General features: G+C 74.5%; 13 protein-coding genes. 6 read left to right on the top strand and 7 right to left on the bottom strand.

The window, feature by feature from the left end:
* The coding region (locus tag N866_RS10555; RefSeq protein WP_034226179.1) for an ATP-dependent helicase at positions 1–4,764 on the bottom strand (4,764 nt) is incomplete at its 3' end.
* A 114-nt stretch (positions 4,765–4,878) separates the two neighbouring features.
* Between N866_RS10555 and N866_RS10550 the strand changes: the two genes are divergently transcribed.
* The 4 genes from N866_RS10550 to rny all read left to right on the top strand — a co-directional run bounded on the left by N866_RS10550 (position 4,879) and on the right by rny (position 8,484).
* Positions 4,879–5,103 (top strand): DUF3046 domain-containing protein, encoded by a 225-nt coding sequence (locus tag N866_RS10550; RefSeq protein WP_034226177.1) that lies wholly within the window; start codon positions 4,879–4,881, stop codon positions 5,101–5,103.
* A 250-nt stretch (positions 5,104–5,353) separates the two neighbouring features.
* Positions 5,354–6,394, top strand: a complete 1,041-nt coding sequence (recA, locus tag N866_RS10545; protein ID WP_034226176.1) for a recombinase RecA — start codon at positions 5,354–5,356, stop codon at positions 6,392–6,394.
* On the top strand, positions 6,391–6,963 hold the full coding sequence (locus tag N866_RS10540) for a regulatory protein RecX (RefSeq protein ID WP_052022896.1): 573 nt from the start codon (positions 6,391–6,393) through the stop codon (positions 6,961–6,963). Before recA ends, N866_RS10540 begins: the two co-directional genes overlap by 4 nt.
* Before the next feature lie 18 nt (positions 6,964–6,981).
* The gene (rny, locus tag N866_RS10535; protein WP_034226173.1) at positions 6,982–8,484 is read left to right on the top strand and encodes a ribonuclease Y; all 1,503 of its coding nucleotides are present in this window, start codon (positions 6,982–6,984) and stop codon (positions 8,482–8,484) included.
* Positions 8,485–8,540: 56 nt separating this feature from the next.
* Here rny and N866_RS10530 read toward each other — a convergent pair whose 3' ends face one another.
* From N866_RS10530 to N866_RS10515, 4 genes are all read right to left on the bottom strand, one after another.
* Positions 8,541–9,422: an amino acid ABC transporter permease gene (locus N866_RS10530; RefSeq protein ID WP_034226171.1), complete on the bottom strand. Its 882-nt coding sequence runs from the start codon at positions 9,420–9,422 to the stop codon at positions 8,541–8,543.
* Complete coding sequence (locus tag N866_RS10525) at positions 9,419–10,072, bottom strand: amino acid ABC transporter permease (RefSeq protein ID WP_034226169.1); 654 nt, start codon at positions 10,070–10,072, stop codon at positions 9,419–9,421. Before N866_RS10525 ends, N866_RS10530 begins: the two co-directional genes overlap by 4 nt.
* Before the next feature lie 139 nt (positions 10,073–10,211).
* Positions 10,212–11,117 carry a glutamate ABC transporter substrate-binding protein gene (locus tag N866_RS10520; protein ID WP_034226168.1) on the bottom strand — a complete coding sequence of 302 codons (906 nt, stop codon included), beginning with the start codon at positions 11,115–11,117 and terminating at the stop codon, positions 10,212–10,214.
* A 104-nt stretch (positions 11,118–11,221) separates the two neighbouring features.
* On the bottom strand, positions 11,222–12,007 hold the full coding sequence (locus N866_RS10515) for an amino acid ABC transporter ATP-binding protein (protein ID WP_034226167.1): 786 nt from the start codon (positions 12,005–12,007) through the stop codon (positions 11,222–11,224).
* Between the two features lie 189 nt (positions 12,008–12,196).
* Here N866_RS10515 and miaB point away from each other — a divergent pair, with 189 nt between their 5' ends.
* Positions 12,197–13,852, top strand: a complete 1,656-nt coding sequence (gene miaB, locus N866_RS10510) for a tRNA (N6-isopentenyl adenosine(37)-C2)-methylthiotransferase MiaB (RefSeq protein ID WP_155855298.1) — start codon at positions 12,197–12,199, stop codon at positions 13,850–13,852.
* On the opposite strand, the gene N866_RS10505 is transcribed toward miaB, so the two are convergent.
* Both N866_RS10505 and N866_RS10500 read right to left on the bottom strand, forming a co-directional pair.
* On the bottom strand, positions 13,814–14,332 hold the full coding sequence (locus tag N866_RS10505; protein WP_052022894.1) for a type III secretion system chaperone family protein: 519 nt from the start codon (positions 14,330–14,332) through the stop codon (positions 13,814–13,816). The two genes, miaB and N866_RS10505, sit on opposite strands and share 39 nt — an antisense overlap.
* Positions 14,329–14,937: a type III secretion system chaperone family protein gene (locus N866_RS10500; RefSeq protein WP_081802550.1), complete on the bottom strand. Its 609-nt coding sequence runs from the start codon at positions 14,935–14,937 to the stop codon at positions 14,329–14,331. The genes N866_RS10505 and N866_RS10500 overlap by 4 nt, the downstream gene beginning before the upstream one ends.
* Before the next feature lie 517 nt (positions 14,938–15,454).
* Here N866_RS10500 and N866_RS10495 point away from each other — a divergent pair.
* A partial coding sequence (locus tag N866_RS10495; RefSeq protein ID WP_216699432.1) for a hypothetical protein occupies positions 15,455–15,878 on the top strand: 424 nt, incomplete at its 3' end.

The following is a 15,878-nucleotide window of genomic DNA, read 5'->3' as shown; positions in this document are numbered from 1 at the left end:
GCCCTCGCCCGCGGCAGGGGACCCGGACGGGCCGCGGACGGCGGACGGGGCCGACGGCCAGGCCAGCGCGGCACCGTACGGGTTGGCGGGGTCGGTCGCCGCGAGGACGACGGACGGGAGCGACCGGCCCGGCCGCGCGCCACCGCCCCGTCGCGCATCCGTGCCGGGGACGGGAGCGGTGTCGTCGGGAGGGCCCGAGAGCTCGTCGACGGCGTCCCGGGCGTCCTCGCGGAGCTCGTCCACGGCGCCCGGCAGGGCGAACTGCGACCCGCCCAGGTGCTCGACGAAGTAGCCGCGGCGCACCTTGCCGGCCTCCTCCAGGCCGCTGAGGACCCGGTACACGGCGGTGAAGCGCCCGCTGATGCCCTCGGAGCCGGCGACCGCCCGGGTGAGGACCCCGTGCCGGTCGAGCAGCTGCACCGCGAGGGCATGGCTGCGGACCGTCACGTCCGGCTCGCGGTCGGGCAGCAGCGACCACCGCCCCGGCGCGTCGCCGCCCCCGGCCGGTCGTCCCGGTCGCAGGGCGATCCCGCCCAGGGCGCGCCCGGTCAGCGCCCGGCCCCGCGGCGCCTGGCGTCGCACCCGGTGCGCCGTCCCGCCCGAGCCGGCCGTGAGCCGACCCCGGAGGACCGCGAGGCCGTCGTTGGTGACCCACCCGGACCACACGAGGTCCCACAGCGCCTCGGTCACGTCGGCCACGCCGACCGCGGGCTCGTCCGGGGCGGCGGCGAGCAGCGTGCGGACCCGGTCGACGAGACCGGGCAGGAAGTACGCACCCCCGCCGGCGAGCGCCTCGACGACGGCCTCGTGGACGGGCCGGGCGAGGTGACCACCGGGCTCGCGCTCGTCCGCGGGGGCGAGGGTCAGGTCCGCGGTGGTCGCGGGGTGCAGGCTCACCAGCCCGTCGCGCCCGGCGAGCGCCCCGTGCCCGGCCCACAGGACCTCACCGGCCGAGGTGAGCTCGTCGAGCATCGCCGGCGTGTAGTCGGTGATCCGGGCCGGGAGGACGAGGGTCTCCAGGGCCGAGGCGGGCACGGCGGCGCCGGCGAGCTGCTCGACGACGCGGGCGAGCCCGTCGACGCCGCGCAGGCGGGTGCGGGGGCTCCGCGCCGGCTGGGCGGTGGGCACCCCCTGCTCGACCACGCCCTGCTCCACCACGCCCTGCTCCACCACGCCCTGCTCCACCACGCCCTGCTCCACCACCCCCTGCCACCGCGGCAGGAACACCCCGAGCCCCTGCTGCGCGACCGGCTCCACCTCGGCGCGCAGGGCGGCCAGCGACCGGCGGCGCAGGACGCGCAGCACCTCCAGGTCGCACCAGTCCTCCCCGGTCCCGCCCAGCAGCTCGGGGCGCAGGCGCCCGAAGGCCAGGACCCGCTGGGTCTCCAGCCGGCGGAGCACCTCCGTGACGACGCCCGTGCCGACGCCGAACCGCTCGGCCACGATGGCCGCCGTGAACGGGCCGTGCGTCCGGGCATGGCGGCGCAGGAGGTCCCCGAGCGGGTCGGGCACCAGCTCGGTGAAGACCTCCGGGACGCCCACGGGCAGCGCCACGCCGAGCGCGTCCCGGAGCCGTCCGGCGTCCTCGACCGCCGCCCACCACTCGCGCTCCCCGTGCCGCAGGTGCAGCACACGTCGGGCTGCGACCAGCTCGCCCAGCCACCGCTCGGCGTCGTCGTGCTGCTCGGTCCGGACGCGGTCCCGGACCTCGGCGAGCGTCAGCGGGCCGTGGCGCCGGACGACGTCGGCGAGCCCCTCGAGGTCCCGCGCCCGACGGTCCGGCGCGGTCCCGGACAGCTCGGCCTCCGTCCGCTGGACGGCCTCGGGGTCCAGCAGGTCGGCGAGCTGGGCGGAGCCGCCCTGACCGAGCAGCTCCGCGAGCAGCGTCGGGTCCAGGGTGAGGGCGGCGGCGCGGCGCTCGGCCAGCGGGGCGTCGCCGTCGTAGAGGAACTGGGCCGTGTAGCCGAACAGGAGCGACTGGGCGAAGGGCGACGGGCTCGGTGTCGTCACCTCGACGACGCGCACCTGACGCTGCCGGACCTGCTGCATGAGCTCGACCAGGGCGGCGACGTCGAAGTCGTCCTGGAGGCACTCCCGCGCGGCCTCCAGGAGGACCGGGAAGTCGGGGTAGCGGGAGGCGACGGACAGCAGCTGCGCGGCCCGCTGCCGCTGCTGCCAGAGCGGCTGGCGCTTGTCGGGCCGGCGTCGCGGCAGGAGCAGCGACCGGGCGGCGGCCTCCCGGAACCGCGCCGCGAACAGGGCCGAGGAGCCGAGCTCGGCGCGCACCGCCTCGGCCACCTCCTCCGGCTCGACGACGAGGTCGGACAGGTCGACCTCCGGCCCGTCGCCCTCCTCGACCCACCGCCCGGCCGCGACGTCCCACGTGCCGCTGCTGGTGACGTCCGGCAGCCGCAGGACGATCCCGTCGTCGGAGTGCAGCGCGGCGGCGTCCAGGCCGTACCGGTCGCGCAGGCGGGCGGCGATGACCAGCGCCCAGGGCGCGTGGACGCGGGCGCCGTAGGGCGAGTGGACGACGACGCGCCAGTCGCCGATCTCGTCGCGGAACCGCTCGACCACGACGGTGCGGTCGTCGGGCAGGTGGCCGGTCGCGGCACGCTGCTCCGCGAGGTAGGCGAGGAGGTTGTCCGTGGCCCAGTCGTCCAGCCCGCCGTCCCGCACCCGCTCCCGGGCGGTCGCCGGGTCCGCGGCGGTGAGCTCGCGCACCCAGCCCCCGAGGGCGCGTCCGAGCTCGGCCGGCCGCCCGGGCGAGTCGCCCTTCCAGAAGGGCAGCCGGCCCGGGACACCGGGGGCGGGGGAGACGAGCACGCGGTCGGGCGTGATGTCCTCGATGCGCCACGTGCTGGAGCCCAGGGTGAACGTGTCACCCACCCGCGACTCGTAGACCATCTCCTCGTCGAGCTCGCCGACGCGCTTGCCGCCGCGCTGGGTCCCGGCGCCTGCCGCCCCGGCACCGCCGCCGTCGGTCCCCTCGGCGCCCGAGGCGAGGAAGACCCCGTACAGCCCGCGGTCCGGGATGGTGCCGCCGCTCGTCGCCGCGAGCCGGAGGGCGCCGGGACGACCGGTGAGGACGCCGCTGCTGCGGTCCCAGACCAGGCGCGGGCGCAGCTCGGCGAACTCCTCGGAGGGGTAGCGACCCGCGAGCATGTCCAGGACGGCCCGCAGCGTCCCGTCGCCCAGCTCGGCGAAGGGGGCGGCGCGGCGGACGACGACGGCCAGGTCGTCGACGGTCCACTCGTCGACCGCGACCATCGCGACGACCTGCTGGGCGAGGACGTCCAGGGGGTTCTGCGGCACGGCCAGGGACTCGATCTGGCCGTCCCGCATCCGCTGGGCGATGACGGCGCCCGGGACGAGGTCGCCGCGGAAGGTCGGGAAGAGCACACCGCGGGAGACCGCGCCGACCTGGTGCCCCGCGCGACCGACGCGCTGCAGCCCGGACGCCACGGAGGGCGGCGAGCCGACCTGCACCACGAGGTCCACCGCCCCCATGTCGATGCCGAGCTCGAGGGACGACGTCGCGACGACCGCGGGGAGGCGCCCGGCCTTGAGGTCGGACTCCGTGCGGGTCCGCTCCGTGCGGCTCATGGACCCGTGGTGCGCACGCGCCAGCACGCGGGAGGGGTCGGCCGTGTCGATGCCGACCGCGGCCCCGGACTGCGCCTGCACCTGTGCCGGCTGGAGGGTCGCGGCGTCGGGGAGGTCCTCGCCCTGCCGCTCCGCCCAGACCTCGTTCATCCGGGCGGTGAGACGTTCGGCCCCGCGCCGGGAGTTGGTGAAGACGAGGGTCGAGCGGTGCGCCGCGACGAGGTCGACGACGCGTTCCTCGACGTGCGGCCAGATGGAGGGTCGCGGCGGCGCGCCCGCCGCCGAGCCGGTCAGGTCGGCGGTGGGGTCCGGGACGCCGCGGCCCGGGGCGGGGGCCGTCGGGGAGCCCGCGGACGCCAGGTCCGCGAGGTCGGGCACCGGGACGACGACCTGGACCTCCACCCGCTTGGTCGAGGGCGGCTGCACCACCGTGACCGCGCGTCCGCCCTCGGCGGCGGGGCGTGCGCCCGACAGGAAGCGGGCGACGGCGTCCACCGGCCGCACCGTCGCCGAGAGCCCGACGCGCTGGGCGGGACCGCCGTGCTGCTCCAGGAGGGTGTCGAGGCGCTCGAGGCTCACCGCCAGGTGGGCCCCGCGCTTGGTGCCGGCGACCGCGTGGATCTCGTCCAGGATGACGGTCCGGACACCCGTGAGCCCCGCGCGGGCGGCCGACGTCAGGACCAGGAAGAGGGACTCGGGGGTGGTGATGAGGATGTCGGGGGGTCGCGTCGCGAACGCTCGGCGCTCCGACTGCGGGGTGTCCCCGGTACGGACCCCGACCTCGACGTCGCGCACGAGTGTCCCCGCCCGCGCCGCGGCCTGCCGGATCCCGACGAGCGGTGAGCGGAGGTTCCGCTCGACGTCGGCGGCGAGGGCCTTCAGCGGTGAGACGTACAGGACGCGGCAGCGCTGGGCGGGCTCCGGGACCTCCTCGGTCATGAGCCGGTCCAGCGCCCAGAGGAAGGCCGCGAGCGTCTTGCCGGAGCCGGTCGGGGCCACGACGAGCGCGTGGTCACCGCGCCGGACCGCCGACCACGCCCCGGCCTGGGCCGTCGTCGGGCCGGGGAACGCGCCCCGGAACCACGCCTGCGTCGCGGGGGAGAACCCGGTGAGCGCCTCGCTGGGGTCCCCCTCGTCGGGGCGCGTCGGGGCGGTCACCGGGCCATTGTCGCCGCTGGGTCCGACACGGCGCGCGGTGTCGGGTGCGCGCGCTCAGGGAGGGCGGTCGTCCTCCCTGACGACCGCTCGCCCGGGGCGTGGCACCCTGGGGCGGTGCGCTACAGCGAGTTCCGGGACCTGGTCGACGACGTCCTCGGGCCGGTGGGCCCCACGCTCGTGCGCGACCAGGTGCTCGGTCCTCTGGGGGAGCGCACGGCGCAGGAGGCGCTCGACGACGGTGTCGAACCCCGGGCGGTCTGGCGCGCGCTCTGCGACGCCATGGACGTCCCGGAGGCCCTGCGGTGGGGGCACGACCGCCCTCGGCGCGCACGGGACTGAGCTGGCCGCCGCGGGCGCCGTCGGCGGGCGACCTGCCGGGTGCCGACGGTCGATCGGCGTGTCGGCACGGCGGTCCCGCCCTCGAACACCTGTTCGGCTAGCATGGTCCACGAGGCGGTCGGTGCCGGTGTCGTCCACAGCGCACCCGACCTCCCGGGGGTCGTGTCGGTGGCGGGGCATAGCGTCGGCGAACGACAACAGACCCGAACGACAGGGGCGGCAGACGCCCCCTGAGACCTGAGGTGGACACATGCCTGCTCCTGCAGACCGCGCCAAGGCGCTGGAGGCCGCACTCGGCCAGATCGACCGCCAGTTCGGCAAGGGCTCGATCATGCGACTCGGCGACGAGGGCCGGGCACCGGTCGAGGTCATCCCCACCGGGTCGATCGCCCTCGACATCGCCCTCGGTATCGGCGGACTGCCGCGCGGGCGCGTCGTCGAGATCTACGGGCCCGAGTCGAGCGGCAAGACGACGGTCGCCCTCCACGCCGTGGCGAACGCCCAGCGGGCCGGCGGCATCGCCGCGTTCATCGACGCGGAGCACGCGCTCGACCCGGAGTACGCCAAGAAGCTCGGCGTCGACACGGACGCGCTCCTGGTGTCGCAGCCGGACACCGGCGAGCAGGCGCTGGAGATCATGGACATGCTGATCCGCTCCGGCGCGATCGACATCGTCGTCATCGACTCCGTGGCGGCCCTCGTGCCGAAGGCGGAGATCGAGGGCGAGATGGGGGACAGCCACGTGGGCCTCCAGGCGCGCCTCATGTCCCAGGCCCTGCGGAAGATCACCGGGGCGCTGAGCACCTCCGGAACGACGGCGATCTTCATCAACCAGCTCCGGGAGAAGATCGGCGTCTTCTTCGGCTCCCCGGAGACGACGACCGGTGGCAAGGCGCTGAAGTTCTACGCCTCCGTCCGCATGGACATCCGCCGCATCGAGACCCTCAAGGAGGGGACCGAGGCGGTCGGCAACCGCACGCGCGTGAAGGTCGTCAAGAACAAGGTGGCGCCGCCGTTCAAGCAGGCGGAGTTCGACATCCTCTACGGCGTCGGCATCTCGCGGGAGGGCGGCCTCATCGACCTCGGCGTCGAGCACGGGTTCATCCGCAAGTCCGGCGCCTGGTACACCTACGAGGGCGACCAGCTCGGCCAGGGCAAGGAGAACGCCCGCGGCTTCCTGCGGGACAACCCCGACCTCTCCGACGAGATCGAGAAGAAGATCAAGGAGAAGCTCGGCATCGGTGCCCGGGTCGACGCCCCGGCCGATCCGGCCACCGGGGTCGACTTCTGAGCCGCGCGCCCGAGCCGCCGGACGCGGGATCGGCCGGCGAGGACGGCGAGCCGGATCCCGAGTCCGTCGCCCGGACGGTCGTCCTGAGGCTCTTGACCGGCGCGCCGCGAAGCCGGCACCAGCTCGAGCAGGCTCTCGCCAAGCGGGGGGTCGATCCCCAGGTCACGGAGCGCGTCCTGGACCGCTTCACCGAGGTGGGCCTCATCGACGACGCCGAGTACGCGCACATGCTCGTGCGGTCCCAGCGCGAGAGTCGGGGGCTGGCGCGTCGTGCGCTCGCCCTCGAGCTCCGTCGTCGGGGCGTCGTGGGCCCGGAGGCCGAGGACGCCCTCGCCACGGTGCAGCCGGAGGACGAGGAGGAGTCCGCACGGACGCTCCTGCGACGCAAGTGGCATGCCGGCCGTGACCTCGCCCCCGAGGTCCGTGCCCGGCGTGCGACCGCGATGCTGGCCCGCAAGGGCTACTCCGGGTCGCTCGTCTCGCGGCTCGTCCGCGAGATGATGGACGGGTCCGGGAGCGGCGACTCCGGCCTTCCCGTCGATCCGTGGGAGCCTGAGGCGCTCGAGTAGGTCCACGGGAGGAGCAGCATGGGTGAGGTCGCGACGGTCCTCGTCCTGTTGCTGGCGTGCCTGATCGCCCTCGTGCTGGTCCTCCTCGCGCGCCGGGAGGCGGAGGCCCACCGCCGACAGTCCCTGGACGACGTCGCGGCGCAGAAGGACGAGGTGCGAGCGCGGCTGGAGGAGCTCCAGGGCCGTCAGGAGCGGCTTGCGCGGCAGGAGCAGGAGCTCTCCGAGGAGCGTCACGAGCTCCGGCGACTCACGGAGTCCGCGGAGCGTCGCCTTGCCGAGGCGGAGAGCGAGCGCGGGAGCGCGTCCGCCCTGCGGGCCGAGGCGGAACGGCTGCGGTCCGAGGCCGCGGACGTCCACCGCCGCGCGGACGACGCGGTGGCGGCCCGTCTCGAAGCACTGTCCGGCCTGTCCGCCGAGGAGGCGAGGCAGGAGCAGGTCCGGATGGCCCTGGCCCGCGCGGAGAGCGAGGCCGCGGCGCAGGTGCGTCGCGTGGAGGCCCGGGCCCGACGCACCGCGGACGAGCGGGCGCGCAGCGTCGTCGCCTCCGCGGTTCAGCGGCTCTCCGGCCCGACCAGCGCCCAGAGCGTCGTGACCGTCCTGCCGCTCCCCGCGGAGGAGATGAAGGGCCGGATCATCGGCAAGGAGGGCAGGAACATCCGCGCCTTCGAGGCCCTCACCGGGGTGAACGTCATCATCGACGACACGCCGGACTCCGTGACCCTCTCCAGCTTCGACGCCGAGCGACGTGAGGTGGCCGCGGTGACGCTGGCGGCGCTCATGGAGGACGGCCGCATCCACCCCCAGCGGATCGAGATCGCCTACGCGGAGGCGCTCGCCGGTGCGCAGGCACGGGCGGTCGCGGCGGGGCACGAGGCGGCGGAGCGCGCCGGGGTCGACGGCCTCCATCCCGAGCTGGTGGAGGTGCTCGGCCGGCTGCGGCTGCGGACCAGCTACGGGCAGAACGTCCTGTCCCACCTCGTGGAGTGCGCCCACATCGCCGGGGTGATGGCCGCGGAGATCGGTGCCGACGTCGAGGTCGCCCGTCGCGCGGCGTTCCTGCACGACGTCGGCAAGGCGCTGACAGCCGAGCGTCCCGGCACGCACGCCGCCCTCGGCGCCGAGCTCGCCGAGCGGCTGGGGGAGTCCGCCGTGGTCGTCAACGCGATCGCGGCCCACCACGACGAGGTCACGATGGAGTCCGTCGAGGCGGTCCTGGTGCAGGCCGCCGACACGTGCTCCGCCGCCCGGCCGGGAGCGCGGCGCGAGGAGCTCGACCAGTACATCGAGCGCATGGACACCCTCGAGGCGCTCGTGGCGGCGCACGCCGGCGTCCGCAGGGCCGTCGCCATGGCTGCCGGCCGCGAGGTCCGCGTCGTCGTGGAGCCGAGCCTCGTCGACGACCGGGCGCTGCCGGAGCTGGCAGGGGCGATCGCCCGCCACATCGAGAAGGACCTGAGCTTCCCCGGCGAGATCACCGTGACCGTCGTCCGCGAGCTCCGTGCGAGCGCCACGGCGGGCTGAGGGGTCTCCGGCGCGCAGCGGGTGCCGGTGACGCAGCCGCGTCATCGACGGGACGGTCAGAGCGGTCTGCCGCCCGGGGCGTTCTGCGCGATCTGCACCTCGTTGAGCGCCGCGTCGTCGGCGGTGCCGCCGGAGCGCGCCGACCGCCGGCTGATCCACCGGGCGACCCACGACAGCGTGAGGTTGATGACCAGGTAGACACCGGCGCCCACGAGGAACAGGGCGATGAAGTAGCGGTTGCCGAAGAACTGCGCGTTGTTCTGCATCGACTTCAGCAGCTCGGGGTACCCGACGATGAAGCCCAGCGACGAGTCCTTGAGGAGCACGACGAGCTGGGCGATGAGGCTCGGCAGCATCGTCCGGACCGCCTGCGGCAGCAGGATCGTGAAGAGCGTCTGGGAGCGGGAGAGCCCGATGGCGTACGCCGCCTCCGTCTGCCCCTTGGGCAGGGACGCCAGGCCCGCCCGGAGGATCTCGGCGATGATCGCCATGTTGTAGACCACGAGGCCGAAGACGACGGCCTGGAAGGCGTCCAGCCCGAGGGCGAGCAGCCCGAAGAACATCATGAGCAGGACCGGGAGGCCGCGGAACAGCTCGATGACCACCACGGCGGGTGCGCGCACCACGGCGTGACGGGTGGTCCGCCAGACGGCGAGCGCCAGCCCGAGGACGAGCGCGAGGGGTGCGGCCACGGCCGCCGCGCGCAGCGTCGCCCCGAGCCCCCTGATCACCATGGACTGCCACACGTCGGCGGCTGTCTGGTTCTTGGGCGGGTCGTAGAGCACGTCCCACCGGTCCGCTGCGAACAGGCCCTCGCGGGCGCCCCACCACACGCCCGCGGCGAGGAGGACCAGGAGGAGCCCGGCGCCGACCAGGGAGCCGAGGTGCTCGCGCCGTCGTGCGACGGGGCCGGGTGCGTCGTACAGGACGGAGGTCATCGGCTGAACGCCACCTTTCGCTCGACCGCTCCGGCGACGAGGCCGAGGGGGATGGTGATCAGCAGGTAGAAGATCGCCACGCCGATGAGGACCCACTCGCCGTCGGCCGCGTTGACCACGCCGAGGCGGCGGCCGGTGCCCATGAGCTCCACGACGCCGAATCCGGCCGCCACGGACGTGTTCTTGGTCAGCGCGATGAACACGTTGATGAGGGGCGGGATCACCGTCCGGACGGCCTGCGGCAGGACGACCTCCCGCAGGGTCTGCCCGAAGGTCAGGCCGACCGCACGCGCGGCCTCCGCCTGGCCGACGCCGACGCTGTTGATGCCGGAGCGCACCGCCTCGGCCACGAACGCCGCCGTGTACAGGGACAGCGCGAGCAGGGCGGTGGTCCCGAAGTCGATCGGCGGGAGGTTCCCGAGCTGTGGGGCCACGAAGACGATGAAGAAGAAGACGAGGGTGAGCGGCGTGTTGCGCACGACCTCGACGTAGGTCGCGGAGACCGCCCGGAGGACCCGGATGGGCGACACCCGCAGGGCCGCGAGCACCAGGCCGAGCGCCATCGAGGCTGCGGCTGCCAGCAGCGTGAGCTGCAGGGTGACGACGAAGCCTGCGACGTAGGCGTCGAGGTTGTCGGTGATGACGTTCACCGCGGGGGCTCCTCAGGTCCGGGGCCGCACCGCGCGGGAGGTCGCGCGGCCGGCGGCTCCGGCGTCGGCGGGTCGGTGACCCGCCGACGCCGGAGCGGTGTGGTGCGACGGCCCTGGGCCGGGCCGCGGCACGGTCCGCTCAGTAGCGGTCGACGGCAGGGGGCTCGGGCGTCGGCAGGACGGTGCCTGCGGTCGACTCCCACGCCTCGGTCCAGCTGCCGTCCTCGTAGATCTCCTCGAGCACGTCGTTGATCCAGTCGCGGAACTCGTCGTCGTCCTTCGCCAGACCGATGCCGTACGGCTCCTCGGTGAAGGGCTCGCCACGGACCTCGAGGTCGTCGTTCTCCGCCGCGAAGCCGGCGAGGATGACGTTGTCGGTGCTCACGGCGTCGACCTGGCCGTTGCGCAGCGGGTCGAGGCACTCCGAGTACGTGCCGAACGGCACGACCTCGGCCTCGGGGTACTGCTCCAGCAGGTTGGCCTCCGGCGTGGAGCCGGAGACGGTGCAGACGCGCTTGCCCGCGAGGTCGTCCGGTCCCTGGATGTCCTCGTTGTCCGCGAGCGTGAGGATGGACTGACCCGCCTCGTAGTACGGCCCGGCGAAGGAGATCCGCTCCTTGCGGTCGTCGTTGATCGTGTAGGTCGCGATGACGATGTCGACCTGCTCGGTCTCGATGAACGCCTCGCGGTTGGCCGAGATCGTCTCGACCCACTCGATGCCGTCCTCCTCGATGCCCAGCCGCTCAGCGATGAGCTTGCCGATCTCGACGTCGAAGCCCTGGGGCACGCCGTCGGGCCCCACGAGGCCGAACAGCGGCTGGTCGAACTTGGTGCCGATCGTGATGGACCCGGCCTCGGCGAGCTCGGCCATGGTCGAGCCCTCGGGGAACTCCTCGGTCGCGGTGCCCTCGCCCTCCTCGGCGGGGCTCTCCTCGCTGGTGCCGCCCGGCTCCTCGGCCGGCTCCTCCGCGTCGCCACCACCGCAGGCGGTCAGCGTGAGTGCGGTGACGGCCATGACCGCCACCAGTCCTCGACGTGTACGCATGGTCTCCTCCTCCGTGGGGTGCGCCCGGTCGGGCGGACCTCGGTCTTCCCCTCGCGGTCGCGAGGTCAGGCGTCCCGGTCACCGCGTGGGCGGGACCGGGGGGTTCAGTGCGTGAGGATCTTCGAGAGGAAGTCCTTCGCGCGGTCGCTGCGCGGGGCCGTGAAGAACGTCTCGGGGTCGGCCTCCTCGACGATCTGCCCGCCGTCCATGAACACGACCCGGTGCGCGGCGCGGCGCGCGAACCCCATCTCGTGCGTGACCACGACCATCGTCATGCCGTCCCGGGCGAGGTCGGTCATGACGTCGAGGACCTCGTTGATCATCTCCGGGTCCAGCGCGGAGGTCGGCTCGTCGAACAGCATGACCTTCGGACGCATCGCGAGGGCTCGGGCGATCGCGACGCGCTGCTGCTGGCCGCCGGACAGCTGCGCGGGGAGCTTCTGCGCCTGGTTCGCCACTCCGACCCGGTCCAGCAGCTCCAGGGCCAGGCGCTTCGCCTCCGACCGCCCCATGCCCTTGGCCTTGATCGGCCCGAGCGTGACGTTCTCGAGCACCGACTTGTGCGCGAAGAGGTTGAAGGACTGGAAGACCATCCCCACGTCGGCGCGGAGCCGGGCGAGCGCCTTGCCCTCGGCAGGCAGCGGCTGCCCGTCGATCGTGATGGTGCCCGAGTCGATCGGCTCGAGCCGGTTGATCGACCGGCACAGCGTCGACTTGCCGGAGCCCGAGGGCCCGATGACCACGACGACCTCGCCCCGGTTCACCGTGAGGTTGATGTCCTTCAGCACGTGGAGCGGACCGAAGTGCTTCTCGACGTCTCGCAGGACGACGAGCGGCTCTCCGACTGCCGCCGAGGCGGCGCCGTCAGCGGGGGCACGATCTTGGGCCATGGGGTGAAACTAGAGCGCATTCATGGTCAGGGCCAGCGGGTTGTGTTGCATTTGTGCAACTTCGGGTCAAGAACTCGCCGGAACATGATCCCTCGCCTCGGCCCGGGGCGGTCGGGCCCCGAAGCGCGGGCGGGTGGATGGGGGTGCAGGAGGCCGGTGCCGCCGGCGGGGCGCCGTACCCTGGTGCGGGTGAGCACGACCCTTCCCGAGCACCGCACCGCAGCCGTCGGCACCGTCGGCACCGTCGGCGCGACGACGCACACCGAGGCGCCCCGCGGCACCTACGTCGTCCGGACCCTCGGGTGCCAGATGAACGTCCACGACTCCGAGCACATGGCCGGCATGCTCGAGGCCGCCGGCTACGTCGCCGCGTCGCCCGCCGAGGCCGCCCGCTCCGAGGCCGACGTCGTGGTCATCAACACGTGCGCGGTGCGGGAGAACGCCGCGACCCGCCTCTACGGCAACCTCGGCCAGCTCGCGGCGGTGAAGAGCACCCGCCCGGGGATGCAGATCGCCGTGGGCGGCTGCCTCGCGCAGAAGGACCGCGCGGGCATCGTCGACCGCGCCCCGTGGGTCGACGTCGTCTTCGGCACGCACAACCTCGACGCGCTGCCGGTGCTGCTCGAGCGCGCCCGCCACAACGCCGCGGCGCAGGTCGAGATCGCGGAGTCCCTCCAGGTCTTCCCCTCGACCCTGCCCACGCGGCGGGAGTCGGTCTACGCGGGCTGGGTCTCGATCAGCGTCGGCTGCAACAACACCTGCACCTTCTGCATCGTGCCGCACCTGCGCGGCAAGGAGCGCGACCGCCGTCCCGGCGAGATCCTCGCCGAGGTGGAGGCGCTCGTCGCCGCCGGGGCCATCGAGGTGACCCTCCTGGGCCAGAACGTCAACAGCTACGGCGTCGAGTTCGGGGACCGGGGCGCGTTCGCCAAGCTCCTGCGCGCGGTGGGCGCGCTGCCCGGCCTGGAGCGCGTCCGCTTCACGTCCCCGCACCCCGCGGCGTTCACCGACGACGTCATCGACGCCATGGCCCAGACGCCGACCGTCATGCCGCAGCTGCACATGCCGCTGCAGTCCGGCTCGGACCGCGTGCTGCGGGCGATGCGCCGGTCCTACCGCTCCGACCGCTTCCTCGGGATCCTGGACCGGGTCCGCGCCGCGATGCCCGACGCCGCCATCACCACGGACGTGATCGTGGGCTTCCCGGGGGAGACGGAGGAGGACTTCGCCGAGACCCTCCGCGTCGTCGAGGCGGCCCGGTTCACCTCGGCGTTCACGTTCCAGTACTCACCCCGACCGGGGACCGCGGCCGCGGACCTGCCCGACCAGCTCCCGAAGGCCGTCGTCCAGGAGCGCTACGAGCGGCTCGTGGCGCTCCAGGAGCGGATCTCGGCGGAGGAGAACGCCGCCCAGGTGGGTCGGACCGTGGAGGTGCTCGTCTCGGAGGGGGAGGGCCGCAAGGACGGCGCGACCCGCCGCGTCACGGGCCGGGCCGCGGACAACCGCCTCGTCCACCTCGCGGAGCCCGCCCACGTCGTCCGGTGGCACGCGCCCGCGGCGACGGCCGACGGCGGCCTCCCGGACCCGCGGAGCGCGCGGGACCTCCCCGACGACGTGGCGCGGCCCGGCGACCTGGTCACCGTGGAGGTCACCCACGCCGCGCCCCACCACCTCGTCGCGGACTCGGCGGTGCACGGCGGCACCTACCGGGTGCGGCGCACCCGAGCCGGGGACGCCTGGGCGGCGCGGGAGCGCGCCCGCAGCGGCGACGAGGAGGGCCACGCCCACGGGGCCGCCCCGAGCCCGTCAGGGCCGGTGCTGCTCGGGATGCCCTCCGCCCGCTGAGTCCTCCTCGGGGACCAGGCCGGCGAGCGCGGCGAAGAACTGCACGCCCGTGCCCAGCCCGCACGCGACGAGCTGCGCGAGCTGGTCGTCCGTCACGCCGTGCTCCAGGTCGACCGAGACCTCGGTGTACAGCGCGAGGCGGTCGTCCTCCTCGCGGAGGTAGACCTTCGGCCAGATGCGCTCGCGGTTCCAGTCGTTGACGGCCAGGAGCGTCGCGGACCGTCGCGCCGACGGCAGGGTGCGGTGCCAGCGGCCCCGGACCTGCAGCACCTCGTCCTCGTCGCCGGTCAGGACGAACCAGAACCGGTCGCCGTCCCACGTGCCGGTGAGGTCGCCGTCGTCGTCCATGCCGATCGCGTAGCCACGGGAGACGAGGTACGTCTGGACCCGGCTGCGGCTCAGGGGGGCGGTGCGCTGGACCGGGGCATCCCGGTCCGCGCGACCACGGTCGAGGGCGCGTCGGCGCGGCCGCGTGCTCACGGGGCCTCCGCCGCGGGATCGGGGTACAGCTCGTCGAGCTCGTCGAAGAAGACGCTCGCGGAGCTGAGGCCGCACTGCACGAGCTGCCCGAGCTGGTCGTCCGTGACGCCGTGCTCCAGGTCCGTCGCCACCTCGCAGGTGACGTGGACCATGCCGTCGTCCCGCACGCGGACGTACGCCTTGGGCCAGAGGCGCTCGCTGTTCCACAGGTTGCAGATCTCGAGCACCTCGGTGAGCCGCTCGATCGAGAACTCCCGGTTCCACTGGCCGCGCACCTGGAGGATCTCCGAGCGCTCGCCGAAGCAGAAGAAGTAGAACAGCCGCCCGCGCCACAGCCCGCCGACGTCCCCGTCGCTGTCGACGAAGAACGTGTAGGCGTGCTCGGTGAACCAGTCCGTCAGGCGCGTCCGGGACAGGGGCGTGGGGACGTCGTCGGCCGGCTGCTGCGACGGTGCGCTGCGCTGAGGCCCGCCGAGCAGGCCCGCGAGGGGGCGTCCGGCGGCTCCGGCGGCGGGGCCCGGTCCGGCCGTCCCGGTGGCCGAGAGCGTGCCGACCCGCTGACCGGCCAGCGAGCCCACCCGGCGCACCCATGCGAGGAAACCCATCGGTTCACCTTACCGACGGCGGGGCGGACCCGGCCGCCCGGCCCGGGTGAACCGCCGGGCGAGATCCCCGCGGGGACCGTGCGCGCGAGACGTGCGCGCGAGACGTGCGCGCGAGACGTGCGCGCGAGACGTGCGCGCGAGACGTGCGCGCGAGACGTGCGCGCGAGACGTGCGCGCGAGACGTGCGCGCGAGACGTGCGCGCGAGACGTGCGCGCGAGACGTGCGCGCGAGACGTGCGCGCGAGACGTGCGCGCGAGACGTGCGCGCGAGACGTGCGCGCGAGACGTGCGCGCGAGACGTGCGCGCGAGACGTGCGCGCGAGACGTGCGCGCGAGACGTGCGCGCGAGACGTGCGCGCGAGACGTGCGCGCGAGACGTGCGCGCGAGACGTGCGCGCGAGACGTGCGCGCGAGACGTGCGCGCGAGACGTGCGCGCGAGACGTGCGCGCGAGACGTGCGCTGTGCGGGCGCTGGCGCTCCGCGAGGGCTCCGGTGCTGCGGCGGTACCGTTCGGGCGTGCTCGTCGCTGCCGCCCTCGTGCCCGAGACCCTCCTGCTGCTGCCCGGCACCGCGGGTGCGGCTCACGTCCTCGAGGCGGAGCGGGCCGCGGCCCGGGAGGCCGTCGCCCGCCTCCTCGCGGCCGGACCGGAACGGGTCCTCGTCGTCACCTGCCCGCCGCGCTCGACGCACGACGTCGTCCTGCGGCACCCGCTGCGCGCGACCTCGACCGCCGCCGGCATCCCCGACGAGCGGTGGTCCGGCGGGGCCGGGGACCCCGAGGGCGCCCGGGTCCAGGACCCGGGGACCTCCGTCGGCCTGGCCCTGCTCGCCGACCAGGGCTGGACGGGGGTCACGGACGCCGTCGTGCTCGCCGACGGCCCGCGGGACGCGAGCGCCCTGCGCGCCCTGGGCGCCGCCGAGGTCGCCGACGGCGCGACCG

This window comes from Actinotalea ferrariae CF5-4 (genome assembly GCF_000603945.1).
Taxonomy (GTDB): Bacteria; Actinomycetota; Actinomycetes; order Actinomycetales; family Cellulomonadaceae; genus Actinotalea; species Actinotalea ferrariae.
The sequence above is the reverse complement of the archived record's forward strand: the minus strand, read 5'-3'. Positions and strand labels throughout refer to the sequence as shown.

Coding starts and splice junctions, on each gene's coding strand:
- recA (WP_034226176.1), top strand. CDS start 5,354: ATGCCTGCTCCTGCAGACCGCGCCAAGGCGCTGGAGGCCGCACTCGGC.
- rny (WP_034226173.1), top strand. CDS start 6,982: ATGGGTGAGGTCGCGACGGTCCTCGTCCTGTTGCTGGCGTGCCTGATC.
- N866_RS10530 (WP_034226171.1), bottom strand. CDS start 9,422: ATGACCTCCGTCCTGTACGACGCACCCGGCCCCGTCGCACGACGGCGC.
- N866_RS10520 (WP_034226168.1), bottom strand. CDS start 11,117: ATGCGTACACGTCGAGGACTGGTGGCGGTCATGGCCGTCACCGCACTC.
- N866_RS10515 (WP_034226167.1), bottom strand. CDS start 12,007: ATGGCCCAAGATCGTGCCCCCGCTGACGGCGCCGCCTCGGCGGCAGTC.
- N866_RS10500 (WP_081802550.1), bottom strand. CDS start 14,937: ATGGGTTTCCTCGCATGGGTGCGCCGGGTGGGCTCGCTGGCCGGTCAG.